Raw genomic sequence first — 20102 nt, 5'->3', positions numbered from 1 at the left:
AACCGTTATTATCCCATTATAAAGGCGCTGTGTCAACTTTTTTCCTCTTCGGGATGGAAATAACGGAACAGACTCTGCGCGGACGGTTTCGTCATCCCCGGCGCGGCGGACAGTTCCGCCAGATCCGCATTCCGGATCGCCCGGATGGTCTTGAAGTGCTTTAACAGCGCTTTGGCGCGGGCCTGTCCCACACCCTCGATAGAGGTCAGTTCGGAAGAAATGGTTGTCTTTTTGCGCGCCTGTCTGTGGTATCCAATGGCAAAGCGGTGCACCTCGTCCTGAATGGAGGAAACCAGCGTAAAGGCCTTGCGGTTGGAATTGATGGCGATTTCTCCCCCGTCGGACGCGATGGCCCGGGTGCGGTGCTTGTCGTCCTTGACCATACCGAAAAGCGGGATCTTCAGCCCCGCGGCTTCCAGCACGGGCCGGACCGCGCCGACATGCCCTTTGCCGCCGTCCAGCAGTATCAGGTCCGGCAGGCGTCCGAAGCCGTCGGTAATATTTTTTCCCTGTGCGTCGAAATATTCATGAAAGCGGCGTTCAATTACTTCCTGCATGGAAGCGTAGTCGTCCTGCCCCTCCACCGATTTGATTTTGAATTTCCGGTAGGCGGATTTCAGCGGTCTTCCGTTCTCAAACACGATCATGCCCGCCACGTTCTCGCTGCCGGCGAGGTTCGAGATATCGTAGGATTCAATATAGAAAGGCGGCTGTTCCAGCCCCAGAAGCCGGCCGAGCTCGTCCAGGGCTGAGGCTTCCCGCACGGTCCGGCCAGTGGCCTGAGCCACCTGCTCCGCCGCGTTGTTGCGGCACATTTCCACAAGCCGGGCCTGCTCGCCCTTCTGGGGAACGGTGACCGTCACTTTTCTTCCCGCCTTCTGCGTCAGCCATTCCCCCAGAAGCTCCGTGTTTTCCGCGGGGCCATCCAGACAGACGCGCGGCGGAATCCGGTCGCGCATGGTGTAATAACGCTCTATAAATTCCCCTCGGGCGGTTTTGGGGTTTCCGGTTTCCCCCATTAAAAAAGCTTCGCGGTCGCAGAGGCGGCCGTTGAGAAAACGGAAAACTTCAAAGCAGCTTGTTTCGGCGCCCTGCGCCAGCGCAATGACATCCTGCTCCGGCACGCGCGCGGCCACCACCTTCTGCCGGTCACTCATGCGCCTGATGGCCGTCAGGCGGTCACGGATGCGCGCGGCGCGTTCAAACTCCAGCGCCTCGGCAGCGTCGTTCATCTTTTTTTCCAGCTGGTGCATGCTTTTGGCACTGCCGCCACGCAGGAAATCGATGGCTTCCTCCACGTACTCGTTGTACTCCTCCTCGCTGATCCTCCCGCGGCACGGCGCGCAGCACTGCTTGATATAATAATTCAGGCACGGCCTCGCCTTGCCGATATCCTGCGGAAACCTGCGCGAGCAGGACGGCAGACGGAAAATTTTCAGCGCCTCGTCGATGGCTTCCTTGGTCGCCCACGAGCTGACGTAAGGGCCGATGTAATTCGCGTCGTCGTCAAGGATCTGCTTTGCCTGTGAAATCCTGGGCCACGGCCCGGAGGTAATCTTGATATAATGATACCCCTTGTCATCCTTTAACAGGATGTTGTATTTCGGGGTGTGCTGCTTGATCAGGCTGCATTCCAGCACCAGGGCCTCGAATTCGCTGTCCGTCAGAATATACTCAAAATACTCCACGTTGGCGACCATGCGGCGCACTTTTTCGTCATGGTTCTTTTCGGAGCCGAAATACTGGCTGACGCGGTTTTTCAGCGCCTTGGCCTTGCCGATATAGATGATCTTGCCCGACTTGTCGTGCATGATGTAGACGCCGGGACTGAGCGGAAGGCGCATGGCGCGGCTTCGAAGCTCCTTGATATGTTTTTCATGATCTGTCATGATACCCTCCTCTGCTGCGCAACCCGGAACAATCGGCACGGGTTGTAAATACAAAAAAGCACCGCCGGTTAAGCGGTGCTGTTTGGCAGAATAAATTACTCGGTAAAACCGGACTGAACCAATTCCACAAGGCTGTTTACCGCCTCTTCTTCATCCGTACCGTCTGCAATAATGCGGATGGTGGTCCCGCCGACAATACCAAGGGACAAAACGCCCAGAAGGCTTTTCGCGTTCACGCGTCTTTCTTCTTTTTCCACCCAGATAGAAGATTTGTATTCATTTGCCTTTTGAATAAAAAAGGTAGCAGGGCGCGCGTGAAGGCCCACTTGATTCTGAACCAGTACTTCTTTAACACACATTACTTCATTCACTCCTAAACAGAAAAGTCATTTCCGCAAAACCAATCATTAATAAATAAAAAATATCAGTTTCATTGTTATTTTTCTATGATTCACAGTTATTATATCACAATTCAGCATACCGTCAACTAAATAAAAAAACTTTGGATTGATGACTGAATCGGGTGGATTATGTTCGGCATTGCTTTGTGCAATGTGCTATAATTGTTGAAAACTTTTGTTTTCTCTGCTGTACTGTTCCCATTTTTCTTTTGGTTCATGCTTCGTTTCCGTTTTCCATTTCGGCTTTTTTCGTCTCGGAAAGCAGTTTGGCTAAAAACTCCGTGTCCTCTTTTGTCAAATCGGCCTTTTCCAGCAGTTCCGGCCTTTTCTGCAAAGTACGCAGAATCGACTGCTGCCGACGCCATTTCCTCACATTTTCATGATGGCCCGTCATCAGTTCGTCCGGGACCTTGACCCCGCGCCACAGTGCCGGGCGGGTGTACTGCGGATACTCCAGAAGGGAATGAAAATGGCTCTCCTCCTGAAAGCATTCCTCGCTGGAAAGGACCCCGTCGACCATCCGGCAGACCGAATCCGCCAGCACCAGCGCCGGAAGCTCGCCGCCGGTGAGGACATAGTCCCCGATGGAGATTTCCTCATCCACGTACCGGTCGATAATGCGCTCGTCGATTCCCTCGTAGTGGCCGCAAAGCAGCGCCAGCTCGGGGAGCTGCGCCAGTTCCTTCACACGCTGCTGGGTCAGGGTTTTCCCCTGCGGGGACAGGTATACCAGATGGGGCTTTTTCCCCAGCTTCTCAATTAAATCGTCAATACACAGGGCAATCGGCTCCGCCATGAGCAGCATGCCCATGCCGCCGCCAAACGGGCAGTCGTCGACCCTGTTATGTTTATCATATGCAAAATCACGGATTTGGTGGCAGTACACCTCGATCGCGCCTTTTTTGCGCGCCCGCCCGATGATGCTCTCGGACATGACTGCCTCGCACATGTCGGGGAAAAGGGTAAGAAAATCAATCCGCATCATCAAATATCCCCCTAAGCGGCCGTATCTGCATTTTACCATTTGTAATATTGATATCTATAATTACTTCCGGTATTGCCGGAATCAAATAATTCTTCTTATTTTCCGACGTAATCTGATAAACGTCGTTTGCGCCGGTGCGCATAATTTCCGTCAGGGTCCCGTAGTAGATGCAGGTATCGGCGTCAAAAACCTCCAGCCCGACTAGGTCCTGCATAAAATACCGGCCCTTGTCCAGCTTTACGTCGTCGCGGCTGATGTAGAGAATCCTGCCGCGCAGCGCGTCCCCCTGCTCAATGGTAGAAATCCCATTCAGCTTTAAAAGCAGCTGCGTTTTGTGGACGCGCGAAGAAGCGACTTCCAGCTTTTGAGCGCCTTTGTCCCAATAGAGCGTTTTGAACTGAGCCAGGAACTCGGCCGAGTCGCACCAGGGGTCCACGCGCAGTTCCCCCTGAAGGCCGTGCGTCCCCACAATCTTGCCTGCCTCCAAAAACTGATTGAACATAATATCCTCCATGAATCAATAGGATTCCCCGCAGCGGCGTTTCCACACCCGCCGATTATGTCTGTGACTGTCCGAGAGCATCGCCGCAGGCGCTCCGGAAACCGGGGAACTCCCCGGTTGACCGGACTCCCTCAGTCAGGCTTTGCCTGCCGGCTGCCCGGAACGCCTAGTGCGTTTTCCGCAGTCGCAGGACGGGGATTTTCTGAACGAATTTCAGCAGCGTATAAAGCATGACCACATTTACCGGGAGTAAAAGCAGATTTGTCACGACGCGTACGGAGAGAACCGCAAGAAAGGCCTTGCCATACATGATGGAAAGCCACAGGGAATTCAGAAGGAAGTTCACCAGAACCATTACAATGGTATTGGCGGCCAGAACCCTCCATACCGTCACCGGTTTTTTGTAAAGAATGAGTCCGTAGACGAACCCGGAAAGAAAGGCGTTCAGGGTAAAGCCGGGAAAAAACGGACCCGCCGGGCGAAGCACGTAATTGACTACGTCCCCGATGGCCCCCACAATACCGCCGACAACCGGGCCGTACAAAAAGCCCGACGTTGCGATGGTCAGAAAGGAAAACCGTATCTGCAAAATGTCGGAAACGGGTACGGTAAAAATGCCCAGAACGGCATTTAAGGCGATCAACAGCCCGCACATTGCAATGGTTGTTACGTTCCGCAGCTCCTGAACGGATGATTTAACAGACTGAAAAGAAAAGCTCAAAGAAAATTCCTCCTTTATGTTGTGTATTCATCTGCTACATAAAAGAGGGATTCCTCAGAGTATGCAGCAGCGGGATGCGAATTTTGTACCGCAAGTTTCCTTTTCGTCCGCCTGACAACTCCCCGTTCAGGCGGCACTTAACGCACAAAATTCTACTCTGCTATAATTGTTTTCTGTTTGCCCCGTTACCCGGGGCGGCGCGTTTCTACAAAGCAGGGCCGCAACAGCACTGTTGCAGCCCTGCCTGAACACTTAGTCAATTTCAACGGATACTTTCCCGTTGGTACGGGTAGCGGCGGCACGCATGACAATGCGAATCGCTTTGGCAATGCGGCCCTGTTTGCCGATCACCCTGCCCATGTCGTCTTCGGCAACGTGCAGGTGATAAACAACGGTTCCTTCCTCGTTGGGCTCATCAACGTCCACGCGAACGGCGGACGGGTCTTCGACAAGTCCCTGTGCAATCGCAATCAGCAGTTCTTTCATTGTTTTATCCTCCGCGATTACAGTACGCCGTGTTTCTTGAACAGAGATTTCACGGTGTCTGTCGGCTGTGCGCCGTTAGCGATCCATTTCTTGGCCTTCTCAGCATCCACCTTTACGACGGACGGCTCCTCGAGCGGATTGTAATAGCCGATTTCTTCAATGAAACGGCCGTCGCGCGGGAAACGGGAATCTGCAACAACTATACGATAGAAAGGAGCTTTTTTGGCACCCATTCTGCGTAATCTAATCTTTACTGACATGATGTTTCACCTCCACAAATTGATCAATATCTTCACCAAAAGGGAAATCCTTCTTGGATGAATTCAATTAAAACGGCATCCCCATGCCGGAAAAACGCCGCTTTCCGCGGCCCTTCATCTGCTTTACCAGCTTCTGCATCTGCTCCAGCTGCTTGATCAGACGGTTGACGTCCTCCACCTTCATTCCGCTGCCCGCGGCCATGCGCCGCTTGCGCGAAGGGTTGATGACGGACGGCTTGCTCCGCTCCTCGGGGGTCATGGAAAGAATAATCGCCGCTACACGGTCCATCTGACGGTCGTCGATGTCCACGTCCTTGAGCTGTTTATCCATTCCGGGCATTTTGGAAAGTACATTCTTGAGCGGCCCCATTTTTCTTACCTGCACCAGCTGGTCGAGCAGGTCGTTGAAATCCAGCTTGTTCTGCATCAACTTCTGGGCGGTCTTTTCCGCGGCATTGCGGTCAAGCCTGCTCTGCGCGTCCTCAATGAGGGTGAGCACGTCGCCCATGCCGAGGATGCGGGAGGCCATGCGGTCCGGGTGAAAAATTTCAAGGTCCTGCAGCTTTTCGCCGGTACCGGCGAATTTGATTGGCTTGCCCGTCACCGCGCGCACGGAAAGCGCTGCGCCGCCGCGGGTGTCGCCGTCCAGCTTGGTCAGAATCACGCCGGTGATATTCAGCAGCTCGTCAAAGGTTTTCGCGACGTTGACGGCCTCCTGGCCGGTCATGGAGTCCACCACAAGCAGGATCTCGTGCGGGCCGATCTCATTTTTGATATTTTTCAGCTCGTTCATCAGGACTTCGTCGATCTGAAGACGTCCGGCGGTATCGATCAGGACCATGTCGTTGCCGTAGTCCCTGGCGTGCCTGACGGCGGCCCTGCAGATTTTCACGGGGTCTTCCTGGCCCATTTCAAAAACGGGAACACCGGCGTTTTCGCCGACGACCTGCAGCTGTTTGATGGCGGCGGGGCGGTAAATATCGCACGCGACCAGAAGGGGCCTGTGGCCCTTGTTTTTCAGCATCAGCCCCAGCTTTCCGGCGTGGGTGGTTTTACCGGCGCCCTGCAGGCCGCAGAGCATGATAATGGTCGGGGGGGACGCAGGGCTGGCGAGCTTCGCGTCGCTTCCGCCCATCAGAGCGGTCAGTTCCTCGTTTACAATCTTAATCACCATCTGCGCCGGGGTCAGGCTTTCCATCACCTCGGTGCCGACGGCACGCGCGCTCACGGTATTGGTAAAGTCTTTGGCGACCTTATAGTTTACGTCGGCTTCCAAAAGGGCAAGGCGGACTTCGCGCATTGCTTCCTTTACGTCGGCCTCATTCAGTTTTCCTTTTGATTTCAGCCGTTTAAATGCGGCTGACAGCTTATCGGCAAGACCTTCAAATGCCAACAGGGGCCCTCCTTCCTATTCGCAGAGCTTTTGGGAAATATCAAGAATCAGCTTCGCGTTGTTTTCAAGCTCATTGGAATATATGTAATGATCGTTGTATTCTTTAATCTGTTCGGCAGCGGAGCTGATGCGCTCCAGACCGCTTCTCATCTCACGGAAACGGCGGGCCAGGCCCAGACGCTCCTCCATGTCCAGCAGCTGAAATTCGGCACGTTTAATAGAATCGCGCACCCCCTGGCGGGTAATGCCCTGGTTGTCCGCAATTTCGGAAAGCGATAAATCCTCGTTGTAGTAATATTCGATTACCTCGCGCTGTTTGTCGGTCAGCATATCCCCGTAAAAATCAAGCAATAACGATATTTCCAGATTTTTCGACATCCGATACCCCTCCATTCAGCCTGTAAAGCAATTAACTTTACAGTTACGAATTATACAATAAAACGCGGCGCTTGTCAATAGGAAAAAAGGCCGAAGCGCCGCGCTTTTTATTTTTTATTAGGATGGATTCAGAAAGGATTTCAGCTGGTCTTTCAAATATTCCTCCAGTTTGGCCGTATCCACGGAAAAATTCAGCAGGAATTTCCCGTCGCGGACCTCCAGCCCGCCGATGTTGCCCGGAGCGTCGTTCGGCATTTCGTAGGTGCCGAACATCGGCGGCGGCAGGTACAGAACATTCCCCACCCGCTCAGTGCCGTCCGGAAGAGAATCCATGGCATGGGAAAGCGCCCACGCGGGATCGACCGGCAAACGGCCGATTTTCAGGGAGTTGACCGCGGCGCGGATATTGTTTTTCGCACTGTCCCAGCCGACCGTCAGGTTGGCGCTGACGCCCAGCTTCATCCCTTTGTAGGAAACGGGCAGATAGGCGGCGACGGTGTTGTCGCTGTTGACGGTAAGCCGCACCCCGGAAACGGTGTTCTGACCGTTCTGCGCAAGCTTCCGGGTCACCAGCGCGCTGACCTCTTCCCCGGTCAGCTCAGCCGGCTTTCCGGTACCGGCCGCAACAAGGAGCTTCACGGTCACCGCGGAAGAATCCGTTTCCCCGCTTGGCGCAAGGGGTGCATTGGGGTCGTTCAGCGCCAGCGCAAACAGGATTCCGATGACCGCGAGCAACAGAACAAGAACGGACACAAGAATGATCAGAGGCCCTTTTTTTCGGGTTTGCGTCGTTTTCAGGACAATCTCCCCCTCTTTACAGAATCAGGACGAACGTACCGGCAGTAATCAGAATTCCCCCGAGAATGGTCTTCATGTCTATCTTTTCATGCAGGAATGCAAACGCAAGGAAAATCGTGATGACCACGCTGAATTTATCGATCGGAGCGACCTTGGAAACCGGACCGATCTGGATCGCCTTGTAATAAAAAAGCCAGGAAAGGCCCGTTGTGATTCCGGACAGGACCAAAAACAGCAGGCTTCTCTGTGTAATGTTTTTGATTCCGGTATTCGCTCCGGTAAAAAAGACGATGCCCCACGCAAGGATCAGCACCACAACGGTTCTGACCGCTGTGGCGAGATTGGAGTTGACATTCTCGATACCGACTTTTGCCAGAATCGACGTCAAAGCCGCAAACAGCGCGGACCCAACTGCGTAAACAACCCACATCACGCCGCCTCATCTCCGATCATTATTTTAATTCCACAACGGTAACGCCGGCTTCTCCCTCTCCGAACACGCCCAGCCGGTAGCTGCGCACGCTCGGGTGCCTTTTCAGGTGCTGCTGCACCGCTGCGCGCAGGGCCCCCGTTCCTTTGCCGTGGATAACGGTGAGCTGCTCAATGCCGCTGAGCAGCGCCGAATCGATAAACCGGTCGACATTCATAATGGCCTCTTCCGTCGTCTGCCCGCGCAGGTCAAGCTCGGTCGTCACCTTTGCCTGCGCCCTGCCCGTCACGTTTCTGGTAACGGTCCTGCGTTTTTCCTTCCCTTTTTTCTCCTGCACCAGCCGCAGATTGGAAAGCGGCACCCTCGTCTGGATGATGCCCGCCTGCACCAGAACGTTCTGGTTATTTCCTTCCGGCAGCTGCAGAACCGTTCCCTGCTTGTCAATATCGTAAAGCAGGACGGTATCCCCCACCTGCAGCGGACGAGGCAGCACATACGGGCCCTCGTCCTTTCTGCCGTGAATGGGATCGGCGGTTTCCTCCAGAACGCGCAGCCCGGCTTTCAGCCTCGCCTTCTGCTCCGCGGAGAGTGTTTTGTTCTGCTGTTTTTTCAGTTCTTCCATTTCGTTCAAAAGGGCGTCGATCTGCCCCCGGGTACGGGAAACCAGCTCGGAGGCCTGCTGGCGCGCCTTCTCGATCTCTTTGTCCGCCTCGGCCTGGATGCTGCTGCGGATTTCCTGCGCCTCCTTCTGCGCCCGAACGGCTTCCAGATGCGCCTGCTCCGCCTTGGTGCGTTCGCCCTCCAGCTTCTGGCGGCTGGTTTCCAGGCTTTGGACCACATCCTCAAACCGTGTGTTTTCACTGGATACCAGCTCTTTCGCGCGTTCCACAATTTCCTCTTCCATCCCAAGGCGCAAAGAGATAGCAAACGCGTTGGAGCGGCCCGGCACGCCGATCAGCAGCCGGTAGGTCGGCCGCAGCGTTTGTACGTCGAACTCACAGCACGCGTTTTCCACGCCGTCTGTCTGCAGCGCATAGGCTTTCAGCTCCGCATAGTGGGTCGTAGCGGCCACCCGCGCGCCCTTTTTGCGCAGAGCCTCCAGAATCGCCATCGCGAGCGCCGCGCCCTCGACCGGGTCGGTTCCCGCCCCCAGCTCATCCAGCAGAATCAGGCTGTTCCCGTCCGCCTGACCGATGATCCGGATAATATTCGTCATATGCGCCGAAAAAGTGGACAGCGACTGTTCAATGCTCTGCTCGTCGCCGATGTCGGCCAGCACCTGATGAAAAACGGAAATCTCGCTGTTTTCCGCCACCGGCAGCATCAGCCCGCACATAGCCATCAGCGTAAGCAGGCCCACCGTTTTCAACGACACCGTTTTTCCTCCCGTGTTGGGGCCGGTAATCACCAGGGTATCAAAATGAATGCCGAGTTCAATGTCCGTGGGGACGACCCGGTTCTTGTCAATCAGCGGATGGCGAGCCTTTTTCAGCAGGATTTTCCCCTTGTCGTTCACCGCCGGAAGGCTGGCCTTCATCTTATAGCCCAGATTCGCCTTGGCGAAAATCAGGTTCAGCTCCACCGCGGCGCGGTACCCGCTGATAATCCCGCTGGAAAAGTTTCCGGTCTCCGCCGAAAGCTCGGCGAGAATCCGCTCTATTTCCGCCTGCTCCTGCGACTGCAGCACCCGCACCTCATTGTTGGCCTCAACGACCCCCATCGGCTCTACAAACACGGTCGCACCGCTTGCGGAGGTATCGTGCACCAGTCCGGCGATTTCCCCGCGGAACTCCGCCTTGACCGGCACGACGAACCGGCCGCCGCGCATGGTGACGATCGGGTCCTGCAGATATTTCTGATAGAGCGTGGAACGGATCATTTTGTCGAGCTGTTCCCGGACGCGGGAGGACGCGGAACGGATTTTGCGGCGGATGGACGCGAGCTGAACGGACGCGTTGTCCGACATTTCCTCCTCGGAAAGGATCGCGCCGTAAATCCGGTCCTCCAGATATTTGTTGGGCATCAGGGAATCGAACCGCCAGTCCAGGCAGCTTTTTACCCCCGCGCTTTTCGAGCGCCAGTCCACGATCCCGCGCAGCGTGCGCAGAACGCCCGCGACGCGCAGCAGCTCGGCCATGTTGAGCGTGCCGCCCGCCTCCGCGCGGCGCAGGGAATTGGTCATGTTGTACAGCCCGCCGAAGGACGGCGCGCCGAAGCGGGCCATCAGCGTAAAGGCCTCGTCCGTGTCGGCCAGAAGGCGCTGTACCTCGGAAAGGGAAACGGACGGGGTAAGCTGCAAAGCGAGCTCCGCCGCGTCCTCGCACGCCGTTTCGGCCGCCAGCAGCTTTCGTATTTTATCGAGCTCCAAAGCTCTGTAATGTCTTTGCATCGTATCTTCCATAAGTTACCTCTACCTATTTCTATGAAAATGAAGTCTTCTTTATCAATTATATAAAAATAAACTGAGTGAAAAACATGTAAAGGAGTGTTCCTCCCCCAATGCTCAAAAGCGTATTGTGCTTCCATTTGTGCAGAAGGACTACCGCTGCCACGGAAATCAGCTCCGGTGCGCCGAACGGCGCCGAGAAAACGGAAATCCCCTTCAGGCAGTAGACGATCAGCATCCCCATCACCGCGCAGGGGAGCACCCTGCCCAGATAGCGGACAAACGCCGGCGTCTCCCTCCCCTGCGGGAACAAGAAAAACGGCAGGGCGCGGGTAAACAACGTTATCAGCGCCATTACGAAGATCAGGATCACGGCCTGACCGGACGTCAGCGTCATACGGTTTCCTCCCTTTCAGAAGCTTTCCCGAAAAGGCTGAGGACGGCGGAGATCAGCACCATGGAGGGCAGGATAAAATTCCCCGGCCCGAACACGGCAAGGCACAAAACGGAACCGACCAGCCCGACAAGGGCGGGAAAATGGTTCCTGTTATTTTCCCACTGATCCACAAAGATAACCGTAAAAAGCGCCGTCATTACAAAATCGATGCCCTTTGTATTGAAGGAGACCAGAGAGCCGATCAGGCCGCCCGCCGCCGCACCGATGACCCAGTAAAGCTGGTCAAGGAGGGAAACCCAGAACAGAAACCGGTCCTCGTCGACGCCCTCCGGCGCGCGGGCGCTGCACAGCAGGGAAAAGGTCTCATCCGTCAGTGAAAAAATCATGTAAGGCTTTTTCTTTCCCATGCTTTTGAACCTCTCCAGCATGGAAATTCCGTAAAAGGTATGTCGGGCGTTGACCATCAGGGTCATCAGCGCCGCCTGCAGCGGCAGAAACGGGCCGGACAAAAGTCCGATTGCCACAAACTGCATGGAGCCCGCGTAGATAAACACGCTCATCAGCACCGCCCAGCCCCAGCCGTACCCTTTGCTGTTCAGCAGGATTCCGAAGGCGGCGCCTAAAAAAAGATAACCGAGCATCACCGGAATGGTGTGCGGGAAAGCCGCGCGCAGCGCGTTCTTATGCTTCAAAAGGTTTCCCCCAATCATTCTAACCGTTCGTTGATTCGTCCTCTGTTTTCATCTGCCTGTAAAATTCCAGCGTATTGAAGCTGCGCTCCAAGGTGGATAAAACATACTGCTCACTCGCCGCAGAAAGCTCCTTCAGCCCCTGTTGTGACAGGCTGAAGGAAAAGAGCTTCTCAAAATCGGCGTAAATAATATGCCGCAGACCGGTCAGCGCGCCGCGGCTCAGCCGGACGGCGGGTTCCGCGGAGTCCACGAAGCAGTCCCCGCAATAAATCAACCCTTTGCGGGGAAGGAAGAACATCTCCTCCGCCTCATAGCACGAACAGCCGGAGCAGCAGATCAGATTGGGCATATACCCCGCGAGCGAGAGCATTTTCATTTCCACGATCGCCTTGATCTGTGCGTTCGGCCTTAATCCCCTGCACAGAAAGTGGAAGGAATTGAGCATTAAACGCAAAAAATCCCCGGCCTCGGCTTCCTGCGGCGCCAGCGCACCCGCCAGCTCACAAAAATATTGGGCAAGGGAAAGACGCTCAATATCCCTGCGAAGGTCAAAAAAAACTTCAATGGGCTGTGCGTCGTCAATTATGTATTTATCCCGCCCCTTGAAAATCGTGAGACGGGAATAACTGAAAAGCTGCGTGGCGGAAAGTTTGCTGTTTTTTAATTTTTTGGCCTGCTGCGCAAAAGCGCGTACAACCCCTTCCCCGCTTGTAAGTACGGTGACAAGGCGGTCGCTTTCACCCACGGAATTCTCCCTGATGATCAGGCCTTTGGTCTCTATCTGCATCCGCGCCCTCCCGCATTTGCCTTTCTTCATTACTGTGTTTGCATTGGCTGTAGATCAGATAATCGCTGATATTTCCGGTATGTTCAAAACAATTCCATGCTGTTTGTTCATCCATATTTCCCGCTCCCTTTTCATTTTCTGATTTAAGTATTTGCCTTAATTCAGCTTATATGAGCGGTAAATAAATGAATTAAACCCATAATCAGACAAATTTCACTGCAAAAATGTGCTTTGTCTAACCGTTGAAGGAATTGCTGTCAAACCCAAGGCTGCGCAAAACCGCGGTGCGGTTGCGCCAGTCCTCTTTTACCTTTACCCAGAGTTTCAGATTGATTTTACAGTCAAAAAAACGTTCCATATCGGTGCGGGCCAGCGTGCCGACTTTTTTCAGCATCGCGCCGTCCTTGCCGATGATAATTCCCTTATGGCTTTCCTTTTCGCAGAAAACCGTAGCCTCCATATCGGTGATGCCGCTTTTGTCCCCGCGCTCGTGCATGCTTTCCACCAGAACGGCAATGCCGTGCGGGACCTCTTTGCTGCACAGGCGCAGCAGCTTTTCCCGGATGATTTCCGCAGCCAGAACGCGCTCGGGCTGATCGGTCAGCGTATCCTCCTCAAAAAAATGTCCGCCGGGCATCGCAAGCTTTTCCAGCTCGCCGGTAAGGTCCCTGACTCCGTTGCCGTCCATCGCCGAAACGGGGACCACGGCTTCAAAGTCGTAAAGTGCGGACAGTTCGGATATCTGCGCCATCAAAACGCTCTTGTCCTGCAGCAGGTCGATTTTGTTGATCGCCAGCACCGCCGGGATTTCGATCGACTTGAACCGTTCGATCAGCGCCTGGTCCGCCGGAGAGATTTTTTTGCCCGCTTCCACTACCAGAAGGCAGGCGTCCACCCCGGAAACGGACTCCGTAACGGAGCGCACCATGTATTCTCCAAGCTGATTATGCGGTTTCAAAAGACCGGGCGTATCAATAAAGACCAGCTGGTATTCTCCCTTGGTCAGAACGCCCATGATACGGGTGCGCGTCGTCTGCGGTTTATTGGAAACGATAGCGACCTTCTGTCCGATCATCGCGTTCAAAAGGGACGATTTCCCCACATTCGGGCGGCCTACTATCGCAATAAAAGCGGATTTATCCTGTTTCTGATCCACCATGGACTCTTCTCCTTATTTCTCTCGTTTTTTTCTGATATAATCGCGGACGCCGGTCGGTCCCATAACGATATAAACAATGCTTGCCGCAGTCACCGCGGCAAGCAGCAGAAGCATGGGCGGGCTGGAGGCAAAATAGCGGAGGATCCTTCCAAAGGCCTCGGGCTGCCAGAAAACGCACACGCCGACCGCAGCCGCGAAAACGGCACAGACCAGAACCGCGCCCGCCGCCATATCCTTGATAATGCGCACCACGGGGTGAAAGCTCGCCGCCGTCAGGTCGCAGAGCTCCTCCGCAACGGTATTGAACAGTTCGGCGGTCATCACCATGGCGGTTACAATCATCACAGCGGCATAGCTTGTCCGTGACATTTCAAAAAAGAACGAAAAGACAAATACATACAGTGCAGCCACCGTATGTATCCGCATATTCCGTTCATTATTGATGCAGTAGATGATTCCGCGAAAAGCATACCGAAAGCTTTTAAAAAACCGCAAGCTTATTCCTCATCCTCGTCCAATACATAGCTGCTTGTGCTGGGAAGGCCCAACTGGGTCATGACCAGCTCTTCCTTCTCGCGCATATGGACCCGCTGGATTCCGCCGTTTTCATGGTCGTATCCAAGCAGATGCAGCATGGAATGCACGGAAAGGTAGCCCACCTCGCGCTCAAGGCTGTGGCCGTAGCGTTCCGCCTGTTCCACCGCCTTTTCCATGGAAATGACGATGTCGCCCAGGATTTTCGCACCGGTGGAATGGTTGATGTCGTACACGCCGTTTTCCCCCATAGGGAAGGAAAGCACATCGGTCGGGACGTCCTTTCCGCGGTACTGCCTGTTCAATTCATGAATCTGCTCATTATTTACAAAGGTGACGCTGATTTCTGCGGGCGATCCGAATTTTTCCATACGCAGCACAGCATTGCAGCAGCGCCGCACCAGCATGCGCAAACCCGTAGGAATTTTGACCTCTTTCTGCTTATTTTCAATGATAACTCTCACTTTTTCCATGGTCTTTAATGCCCGGCCTCCTCATTTTTCTCATATGCTTTGATAATGTCCTGCACCAGTTTATGGCGAACGACATCTTTTTCGTTGAATCGTACCTGTGCGATATCGTCAATGTCGCGCAGGATTTTCACGACGTCCTTCAGGCCGGACCTGCGCCCGTCCGGAAGGTCTATCTGGGTGATATCCCCTGTAATCACCATTTTGGAATTGAATCCCAAACGGGTGAGAAACATCTTCATCTGCTCCGGTGTTGTGTTCTGCGCCTCGTCCAGAATAATAAAGCTGTCGTCAAGCGTTCTTCCGCGCATATACGCCAGCGGAGCCACTTCAATATTGCCGCGCTCCACATACTTCTGATACGTTTCCGCGCCCAGCATATCGAACAGCGCGTCGTACAGCGGGCGCAGGTACGGGTCCACCTTCTGCTGCAGGTCACCCGGAAGAAAACCCAGCTTTTCCCCCGCTTCCACAGCGGGACGGGTCAGGATAATGCGGTTGACCTCCTGCGCGCGGAACGCCGTAACGGCAAGGGCCACGGCCAGATAGGTCTTTCCGGTTCCCGCGGGGCCGACCCCGATGGTGATCGTGTGGTTTTTAATCGACGTACAGTACTTTTTCTGCCCGAGTGTTTTTGCCTTGACCGGCTTTCCTTTGGACGTTATACAAATGCAGTCCCCTGCAAGTGTCTCAATTTTATCTTCACTGCCTTCATTCACAAGGGAAATACAGTAACGGACGTTCTGTTCGCTTAAGGCCTCTCCCCGGTTGACGAGGGACAGCAGGCTGTCAATTGCGCGGACGGCCAGCGCGACATCTTCCGGATCGCCGGAAACCTTGATTTCACTTCCGCGTCCGACAATGCCCACATGGTACTCTTTTTCGATCAGCCTGATATTTTCATCAAAGTTGCCGAAAAGAGCGACCGCCTGTTCCATGCGGTCAATATTGATCCTTTGTTCAAACATTCTATCTCCTTTTGAAGATTTGCCCAGCGGTGGAAAACCTTCCCTCAGATAAATTAGGTTCATTATAACACAGTAAGCCTATTAAGTCACCATGATTAATGACAAAAATATCGTTATTTTATTAATATTTCCGATTCTTGGGCAATATTTTCCTCACATTTTGCTTTGATTGTGTAAATCAGCCTGGAATCGGTAAATTTGGCGTCCTCGCTGGCGGAAATGATCTTCGCGTCCTTCAGTTCCTCCTTCTTTTTCTGTTCCATTTGCTTCCTTGCCTCGGCAAGCGCCTGCTCTTTTGTCAGCGTGATATTTTCCGTTCTTTCCTCCGTCCACTTTTCCTCGTAAAAGCCCAGGGGCAAAACGGAGTTCATCAGCTTCAGGTCGGTGTGGACGCCTTCCGTCCGGTAGTTTCCCTGCGGCTTTCCCGCAAAGGTGAGCGGCACGCGCGCGCCGAACAGGAACAGGCATCTGCGCGTAAGCGTTTTCCCCGTTGGCTTCACCTCGCTGCGCTTCAAATCGACTTCGGTCGAAAGGGTGCGGGAGGTTTCGGCAATGATTTTCCCGGCCGCGTGCCTGAGCGTGGAGTAGCCGAGGTTATCCTCGACAACACAGCTGATCAGCAGCTGCCCCTCCACAACGGCGTCGCCCTTGCTGACCTGCGCGGTACCGGTGTAAACGTCCATGGAAAGGATCTGGCCCGTACGGGCCGCCTTGATATTGCAGATCGTTTCGTGCTTGTCGCCGACAATCAGCGGCCGATCGACCTTTTCCTCCAGATGGACCTCCGCGGAGCATCCTCTGGTGTTGACCGAGAGCCACCCGATCTGGGGAAATTTCAGCATGAGCTTCTGCTGCAGCAGCTGGGGCTGTACGCTTGATTTCAGCGCGCCGGGCGTAACGCCCAGGCGCACCAGCTCCGCCTCGATCTGTTCGGTCGGGATGGAGGTATTCCCTTTTACCTCGATGCTCCAGACATGGAGCGACAGCAGATGGACGATCACCATAAACAGAACGGCGCCCGCCAGAATCCCCCTGCGCCTGCGGATTCCCTTCGTAGCAAACGGAAAGCCGTGCCGCTCGCGGACTTTCAGCTTTGCGTTCGCTCTTCGCGCGCACGGACGCAGCGCACGATAGTTTTTTACGGCAACACAGGCCCCGCCCTCTTTTCCCGCCGCAATATCCCAAAGATAGATCCCGGCACGGGCACAGTTGTTCAGAAAGCGTTCATTGCTGCCGCCGACCACGGAAAACCGGGCGTAGCCGAGGAGCCAGCGCGTCAAATGTAAAGAAATCATCCCGCCACCTCACACAAGAAACTCAATTCCTGTCAGGAATCCAGTTACCACCAGGGAATCCGCCGTCAGGCATTTGATGACCAGTCCGCGCCCCGTGAAGCGCACAATCAGTTTTCCCGTCTTGATTCTGACCGCTTCGGTGTCGTATTCCAGCACGCCGCTGCAGCCGTCGACAATCACTTCCTGATTTCCGTTTATCTCCATATGAGTGGGCATCTGCATTGTTGACGTCAGCTTGCGGATATTGATTTTTTTCTCCAATTGAATCCCCGCCCTACATCGAATTTATCCTATAAAGCCTATGCGGCGGACGGCGTAAATATCCGCGCGGCGACATATATATAAGGTTATGAAAGGGTGGATCGTCATGAGAATAAAACAGGGCCTGCTGCTGACTGCAACATTTCTGGCCGCCTGCGCGCTGCTGATTTTTCCTGCGGCGGCGACGGCGGGGGCTAAAAACGGAATCGGATACTGCCTGCAGATTCTCGTCCCCTCGCTGTATCCGTTTATGGTGCTTTCCGTTTTCGTGGTCAAAAGCGGGCTGTCGGAAAAAATAGGACGGGTGTTTGAGGTTCCGTGCCGCAGTGTTCTGAAGCTGCCGGGCAGTTGTGCCGCGACCATTCTGATGAGCGCGATCGGCGGATACCCGACCGGGGCGCGCGGTATCGCGGCGCTTTATGAAAATGGTTCCGTCAGCGAAAAACAGGCTTCCCGCATGCTCTGCTTCTGTGTCAATTCCGGCCCCGCGTTCGTCATTACCGCCGTTGGGGTCGGATTCCTGCACGACGAGCGCTCAGGTGTCATCCTGCTGATTTCACAGCTTGTCGCATCCCTGGTTCTGGCCCTTGTGTGCAGCATCGGCGAGGAAAATGAAGCTCCCGCTCCCCAGGCGGGGAAAAAGCGCGTCAGGAACCGGGCTGCGGATGCCCTGATTCTGTCCGCTGCTGACGCGGCGCGCGCCATGATCAACATGTGCTGCTTTGTCATACTGTTCGCGGCTTTCCTGAATTTGCTGCGCCAGTGGGCGACGGGACCGCGCGCTGCCGCGGCGCTTTCGGCTCTGCTGGAGGTAACGGGCGGCTGCTCCGACCTTGCGAAGCTCGGGGTGCCGCTGTGGGCGGTTTCGCTCGCGATCGGCTGGGGCGGCATCTGCGTCCATTTCCAGGTTTTGTCCGCCGTTTCCAATATCCGTGTGAACCTGCCCCGTTTTATGCTGTTCCGTCTACTCCACGGCATTACCGCCGCGGCGCTCACCTGGGCTCTGCTGTGTATCTTTCCGGAGGATGTGGAGGTGTTCAGCACAACGTCTCAGCAGCTCGCGGGAAACTTTTCCGGCTCCGTTCCCGCAGCAGCCGCGCTGATTGCGCTCTGCGCGGCGCTGATTTTCAGCCTGCCGCGCGAAAAGCTGGAAATGAAGGAAGAATAATGTTATAATAATATTGTCAAATTTCGGATGGAAAATACAGGAATTTTAAAAATCGCCCGCTTACGGCGGGCGGGAAACCCTATAGGAGAATCAACATGTTTGGAAAAAAGAAAGCAAAGCTTTTCGGCAATCATATAGAAACAGACTGCAGGCACTGCGAAAACAGCTCCGACTTCGACGGCGCAAGCGTGTGCAGGCTGGGAAGATACCTGGACCCCGACGGCGGCTGCAGCCGTTTTGTCTACGACCCCTTAAAGCGCACCCCCGTGAGCATGCCTGCGCTCAAACCGCACAGCGCGGAGGAATTCAAGCTGTAGGAAAAAGCCCGATACATACGGAAAGCCGACGCGTAAAATCGCGCCGGTTTTCTTTTACCCTTTTGGGAACTGATTAAACGGCAGCAGCGGCCGTAACAAGAGCTTTGCCAATGCTGTATTGGAGACGCCCGCTCCGGATGATCGGAAATCATTGGATTTGTTCTGTGAATCCATCGCCGCCATCCTCATTTGCAAGCGCCTGCACTTTGGAGTCTTCTTTGTTAAGGAAATACATTCCCACGGAGCCTGCCAGCGCAACCGCCGCCACAAGCAGCCAGGAGAATCGGTAGCCGGAAAAGGGCAGGACCCTTCCCATCACCAGCGGACCCAGCGCGCTGGCAGTTCCCTGCAAAAACAAGCGGACCGCGTTCATCCGGCCAAGGTAGGCGTCAGGGGAATGTTCCGCGATAAACGCCCCGAGATTGATCACGATCAATATTTCTCCAAAGGTGTACAGCGTGCCGGCAATCAAAAAGACGGGAATAATCTTTGCAAAGGCAAACAGGACATAAGACGCAAAGTAGCAGATTCCCCCGCCGGTCACAACCGCAAGCGGATGGTATTTCGCGGTCAGCTTCGTCAGCAGCGGAGTAAAGACAGTGCAGATGACGGGGTTGACAATGCTGATAAAGCTGTAAAAACGGGCTCCGTTCGATCCGTACAGCTCATGGAACTGCAGCGGCAGCATAAAGCTCCATTGAATATAGGTAAAATCAAAGACAAACAGAAATAAAAGGAAAAAGAGCAGTACCGGCGTATTTTTCAATACTACGATTGAGAAAGCGTCCCTGCCGGTCTTCGCAGGGGTGGCAGGATCGGCGTCCTCCCCCCGGCTTTCTTTCGGAAGCCGGATGTACAGGGCGATCAGGCCGGTCGACAGCAGAGTCGTTACCGCGTCCAGAATAAATAAAAGCGGCAGGTGCTTTTCAAACAGCAGTCCGCCGATCAGCGGGCTGACTGCCATGCCGATATTGATTCCGAGATAAAGAAGGGAGTAGGAAGCTTTTCTGTTGTCTGGTACGGTGAGCCTTGCCACCATGGTCTGGTACGCGGGAGAGGCGGCCACAAACAAATCGGCCGCAATCATGATAAACACCAGAAGCGTGGTATGGTCTTTGATGAATCCGCACATAAAATAGAAAAGCGCACCCAGCGTCTGACAGAAAACCAGCATTTTTTTCTGGCCGATGGCGTCGATCAGCTTTCCTCCCAGAAGCAGGCACGGCCCCTGAGAGAGAATTAAAAGAGCGGCAAAATTTCCTGTCTCCGTTTCCGACATGCCCAGCTTCTGGGAGAGAATCAGTGTAAGAAGCGGGAGCACGAAGGAACCGATGCTGGTGATGATGCGGGCGGTAAACAGCAGGTATATTTCCTTTGGCAAACCGTTGTAAGCTGAAAAGCTGTCTTTAATTTTTAATTTCATAG

At 54.4% G+C, this 20102-nt stretch carries 24 protein-coding genes and 1 riboswitch; of the genes, 2 read left to right on the top strand and 22 right to left on the bottom strand.

All coding sequences use genetic code 11. From position 1 onward, the window contains the following. Window positions 1-32 precede the first annotated feature (32 nt). The 21 genes from uvrC to LY85_RS17145 all read right to left on the bottom strand — a co-directional run bounded on the left by uvrC (window position 33) and on the right by LY85_RS17145 (window position 17192). The gene (gene uvrC, locus LY85_RS17245) at window positions 33-1889 is read right to left on the bottom strand and encodes an excinuclease ABC subunit UvrC (RefSeq protein WP_141827639.1); all 1857 of its coding nucleotides are present in this window, start codon (window positions 1887-1889) and stop codon (window positions 33-35) included. Window positions 1890-1984: 95 nt separating this feature from the next. After that, entirely contained in the window at window positions 1985-2248 is a 264-nt protein-coding gene (locus tag LY85_RS17240) for an HPr family phosphocarrier protein (RefSeq protein ID WP_038323319.1), read from the bottom strand. A gap of 256 nt (window positions 2249-2504) precedes the next feature. Next, window positions 2505-3272, bottom strand: coding sequence for a tRNA (guanosine(37)-N1)-methyltransferase TrmD (trmD, locus tag LY85_RS17235; RefSeq protein ID WP_141828185.1), 768 nt, complete (start codon window positions 3270-3272; stop codon window positions 2505-2507). Further along, window positions 3262-3777 (bottom strand): ribosome maturation factor RimM, encoded by a 516-nt coding sequence (rimM, locus tag LY85_RS17230; RefSeq protein ID WP_141827638.1) that lies wholly within the window; start codon window positions 3775-3777, stop codon window positions 3262-3264. The genes trmD and rimM overlap by 11 nt, the downstream gene beginning before the upstream one ends. Window positions 3778-3943: 166 nt before the next feature. Further along, window positions 3944-4498: a folate family ECF transporter S component gene (locus LY85_RS17225; protein WP_038323314.1), complete on the bottom strand. Its 555-nt coding sequence runs from the start codon at window positions 4496-4498 to the stop codon at window positions 3944-3946. 65 nt (window positions 4499-4563) lie between these two features. After that, a riboswitch (THF riboswitch) is annotated at window positions 4564-4660 on the bottom strand. Window positions 4661-4750: 90 nt separating this feature from the next. After that, window positions 4751-4984, bottom strand: a complete 234-nt coding sequence (locus tag LY85_RS17220; RefSeq protein WP_038323313.1) for a KH domain-containing protein — start codon at window positions 4982-4984, stop codon at window positions 4751-4753. Window positions 4985-5001: 17 nt separating this feature from the next. Continuing rightward, complete coding sequence (gene rpsP / locus LY85_RS17215) at window positions 5002-5244, bottom strand: 30S ribosomal protein S16 (protein ID WP_038323312.1); 243 nt, start codon at window positions 5242-5244, stop codon at window positions 5002-5004. Between the two features lie 67 nt (window positions 5245-5311). After that, window positions 5312-6637 (bottom strand): signal recognition particle protein, encoded by a 1326-nt coding sequence (gene ffh, locus LY85_RS17210; RefSeq protein ID WP_141827637.1) that lies wholly within the window; start codon window positions 6635-6637, stop codon window positions 5312-5314. A 15-nt stretch (window positions 6638-6652) separates the two neighbouring features. Then, entirely contained in the window at window positions 6653-7015 is a 363-nt protein-coding gene (gene ylxM, locus LY85_RS17205; protein WP_038323309.1) for a YlxM family DNA-binding protein, read from the bottom strand. A 117-nt stretch (window positions 7016-7132) separates the two neighbouring features. Further along, window positions 7133-7768, bottom strand: a complete 636-nt coding sequence (locus tag LY85_RS17200) for a hypothetical protein (protein ID WP_141827636.1) — start codon at window positions 7766-7768, stop codon at window positions 7133-7135. A gap of 61 nt (window positions 7769-7829) precedes the next feature. After that, window positions 7830-8243, bottom strand: a complete 414-nt coding sequence (locus tag LY85_RS17195; RefSeq protein ID WP_038323307.1) for an EamA family transporter — start codon at window positions 8241-8243, stop codon at window positions 7830-7832. A gap of 22 nt (window positions 8244-8265) precedes the next feature. Continuing rightward, complete coding sequence (locus LY85_RS17190; protein ID WP_243122597.1) at window positions 8266-10644, bottom strand: endonuclease MutS2; 2379 nt, start codon at window positions 10642-10644, stop codon at window positions 8266-8268. Window positions 10645-10690: 46 nt separating this feature from the next. Next, window positions 10691-11026, bottom strand: coding sequence for a branched-chain amino acid transporter permease (locus LY85_RS17185; RefSeq protein WP_141827635.1), 336 nt, complete (start codon window positions 11024-11026; stop codon window positions 10691-10693). Then, a complete protein-coding gene (locus LY85_RS17180) occupies window positions 11023-11736 on the bottom strand; it encodes an AzlC family ABC transporter permease (RefSeq protein ID WP_141827634.1) in 714 nt (237 codons plus the stop codon). Before LY85_RS17180 ends, LY85_RS17185 begins: the two co-directional genes overlap by 4 nt. A 1-nt stretch (window position 11737) precedes the next feature. Beyond that, window positions 11738-12505: a DNA repair protein RecO gene (recO, locus tag LY85_RS17175; protein WP_141827633.1), complete on the bottom strand. Its 768-nt coding sequence runs from the start codon at window positions 12503-12505 to the stop codon at window positions 11738-11740. 235 nt (window positions 12506-12740) lie between these two features. Further along, a complete protein-coding gene (gene era, locus LY85_RS17170) occupies window positions 12741-13664 on the bottom strand; it encodes a GTPase Era (RefSeq protein WP_141827632.1) in 924 nt (307 codons plus the stop codon). A gap of 12 nt (window positions 13665-13676) precedes the next feature. Next, entirely contained in the window at window positions 13677-14159 is a 483-nt protein-coding gene (locus tag LY85_RS17165) for a diacylglycerol kinase family protein (RefSeq protein ID WP_243122596.1), read from the bottom strand. A gap of 2 nt (window positions 14160-14161) precedes the next feature. Beyond that, window positions 14162-14671: an rRNA maturation RNase YbeY gene (ybeY, locus tag LY85_RS17160; protein WP_038323234.1), complete on the bottom strand. Its 510-nt coding sequence runs from the start codon at window positions 14669-14671 to the stop codon at window positions 14162-14164. 5 nt (window positions 14672-14676) lie between these two features. After that, a complete protein-coding gene (locus tag LY85_RS17155; protein ID WP_038323233.1) occupies window positions 14677-15636 on the bottom strand; it encodes a PhoH family protein in 960 nt (319 codons plus the stop codon). A 113-nt stretch (window positions 15637-15749) separates the two neighbouring features. After that, the gene (gene yqfD / locus LY85_RS17150; protein ID WP_141827630.1) at window positions 15750-16931 is read right to left on the bottom strand and encodes a sporulation protein YqfD; all 1182 of its coding nucleotides are present in this window, start codon (window positions 16929-16931) and stop codon (window positions 15750-15752) included. Between the two features lie 9 nt (window positions 16932-16940). Beyond that, window positions 16941-17192: a YabP/YqfC family sporulation protein gene (locus LY85_RS17145; protein WP_038323230.1), complete on the bottom strand. Its 252-nt coding sequence runs from the start codon at window positions 17190-17192 to the stop codon at window positions 16941-16943. Window positions 17193-17298: 106 nt separating this feature from the next. Between LY85_RS17145 and LY85_RS17140 the strand changes: the two genes are divergently transcribed. Then, window positions 17299-18360, top strand: coding sequence for a sporulation protein (locus LY85_RS17140; RefSeq protein ID WP_141827629.1), 1062 nt, complete (start codon window positions 17299-17301; stop codon window positions 18358-18360). Window positions 18361-18455: 95 nt separating this feature from the next. Beyond that, window positions 18456-18677, top strand: coding sequence for a hypothetical protein (locus LY85_RS17135; RefSeq protein WP_038323228.1), 222 nt, complete (start codon window positions 18456-18458; stop codon window positions 18675-18677). A 148-nt stretch (window positions 18678-18825) separates the two neighbouring features. Here the strand turns inward: LY85_RS17135 and LY85_RS17130 are convergent, their stop codons facing one another. Next, window positions 18826-20100 (bottom strand): MFS transporter, encoded by a 1275-nt coding sequence (locus tag LY85_RS17130; protein ID WP_185741267.1) that lies wholly within the window; start codon window positions 20098-20100, stop codon window positions 18826-18828. Window positions 20101-20102 lie beyond the last annotated feature (2 nt).

Origin of the sequence: Clostridium sp. KNHs216, from assembly GCF_006714885.1 — a bacterium.
Classification (GTDB): Bacteria; Bacillota; Clostridia; order Oscillospirales; family Acutalibacteraceae; genus Caproiciproducens.
The sequence above is the reverse complement of the archived record's forward strand: the minus strand, read 5'-3'. Positions and strand labels throughout refer to the sequence as shown.

Excerpts from the sequence above, each read along its gene's own strand:
- uvrC (WP_141827639.1), bottom strand. The coding sequence starts at position 1,889 with ATGACAGATCATGAAAAACATATCAAGGAGCTTCGAAGCCGCGCCATG.
- LY85_RS17190 (WP_243122597.1), bottom strand. The coding sequence starts at position 10,644 with ATGGAAGATACGATGCAAAGACATTACAGAGCTTTGGAGCTCGATAAA.
- ybeY (WP_038323234.1), bottom strand. The coding sequence starts at position 14,671 with ATGGAAAAAGTGAGAGTTATCATTGAAAATAAGCAGAAAGAGGTCAAA.
- recO (WP_141827633.1), bottom strand. The coding sequence starts at position 12,505 with ATGCAGATAGAGACCAAAGGCCTGATCATCAGGGAGAATTCCGTGGGT.
- LY85_RS17195 (WP_038323307.1), bottom strand. The coding sequence starts at position 8,243 with ATGTGGGTTGTTTACGCAGTTGGGTCCGCGCTGTTTGCGGCTTTGACG.
- LY85_RS17135 (WP_038323228.1), top strand. The coding sequence starts at position 18,456 with ATGTTTGGAAAAAAGAAAGCAAAGCTTTTCGGCAATCATATAGAAACA.
- LY85_RS17130 (WP_185741267.1), bottom strand. The coding sequence starts at position 20,100 with ATGAAATTAAAAATTAAAGACAGCTTTTCAGCTTACAACGGTTTGCCA.
- LY85_RS17240 (WP_038323319.1), bottom strand. The coding sequence starts at position 2,248 with ATGTGTGTTAAAGAAGTACTGGTTCAGAATCAAGTGGGCCTTCACGCG.
- ylxM (WP_038323309.1), bottom strand. The coding sequence starts at position 7,015 with ATGTCGAAAAATCTGGAAATATCGTTATTGCTTGATTTTTACGGGGAT.
- LY85_RS17220 (WP_038323313.1), bottom strand. The coding sequence starts at position 4,984 with ATGAAAGAACTGCTGATTGCGATTGCACAGGGACTTGTCGAAGACCCG.
- era (WP_141827632.1), bottom strand. The coding sequence starts at position 13,664 with ATGGTGGATCAGAAACAGGATAAATCCGCTTTTATTGCGATAGTAGGC.
- rpsP (WP_038323312.1), bottom strand. The coding sequence starts at position 5,244 with ATGTCAGTAAAGATTAGATTACGCAGAATGGGTGCCAAAAAAGCTCCT.
- LY85_RS17185 (WP_141827635.1), bottom strand. The coding sequence starts at position 11,026 with ATGACGCTGACGTCCGGTCAGGCCGTGATCCTGATCTTCGTAATGGCG.
- rimM (WP_141827638.1), bottom strand. The coding sequence starts at position 3,777 with ATGTTCAATCAGTTTTTGGAGGCAGGCAAGATTGTGGGGACGCACGGC.
- trmD (WP_141828185.1), bottom strand. The coding sequence starts at position 3,272 with ATGCGGATTGATTTTCTTACCCTTTTCCCCGACATGTGCGAGGCAGTC.
- LY85_RS17180 (WP_141827634.1), bottom strand. The coding sequence starts at position 11,736 with ATGATTGGGGGAAACCTTTTGAAGCATAAGAACGCGCTGCGCGCGGCT.
- yqfD (WP_141827630.1), bottom strand. The coding sequence starts at position 16,931 with ATGATTTCTTTACATTTGACGCGCTGGCTCCTCGGCTACGCCCGGTTT.
- LY85_RS17140 (WP_141827629.1), top strand. The coding sequence starts at position 17,299 with ATGAGAATAAAACAGGGCCTGCTGCTGACTGCAACATTTCTGGCCGCC.
- LY85_RS17155 (WP_038323233.1), bottom strand. The coding sequence starts at position 15,636 with ATGTTTGAACAAAGGATCAATATTGACCGCATGGAACAGGCGGTCGCT.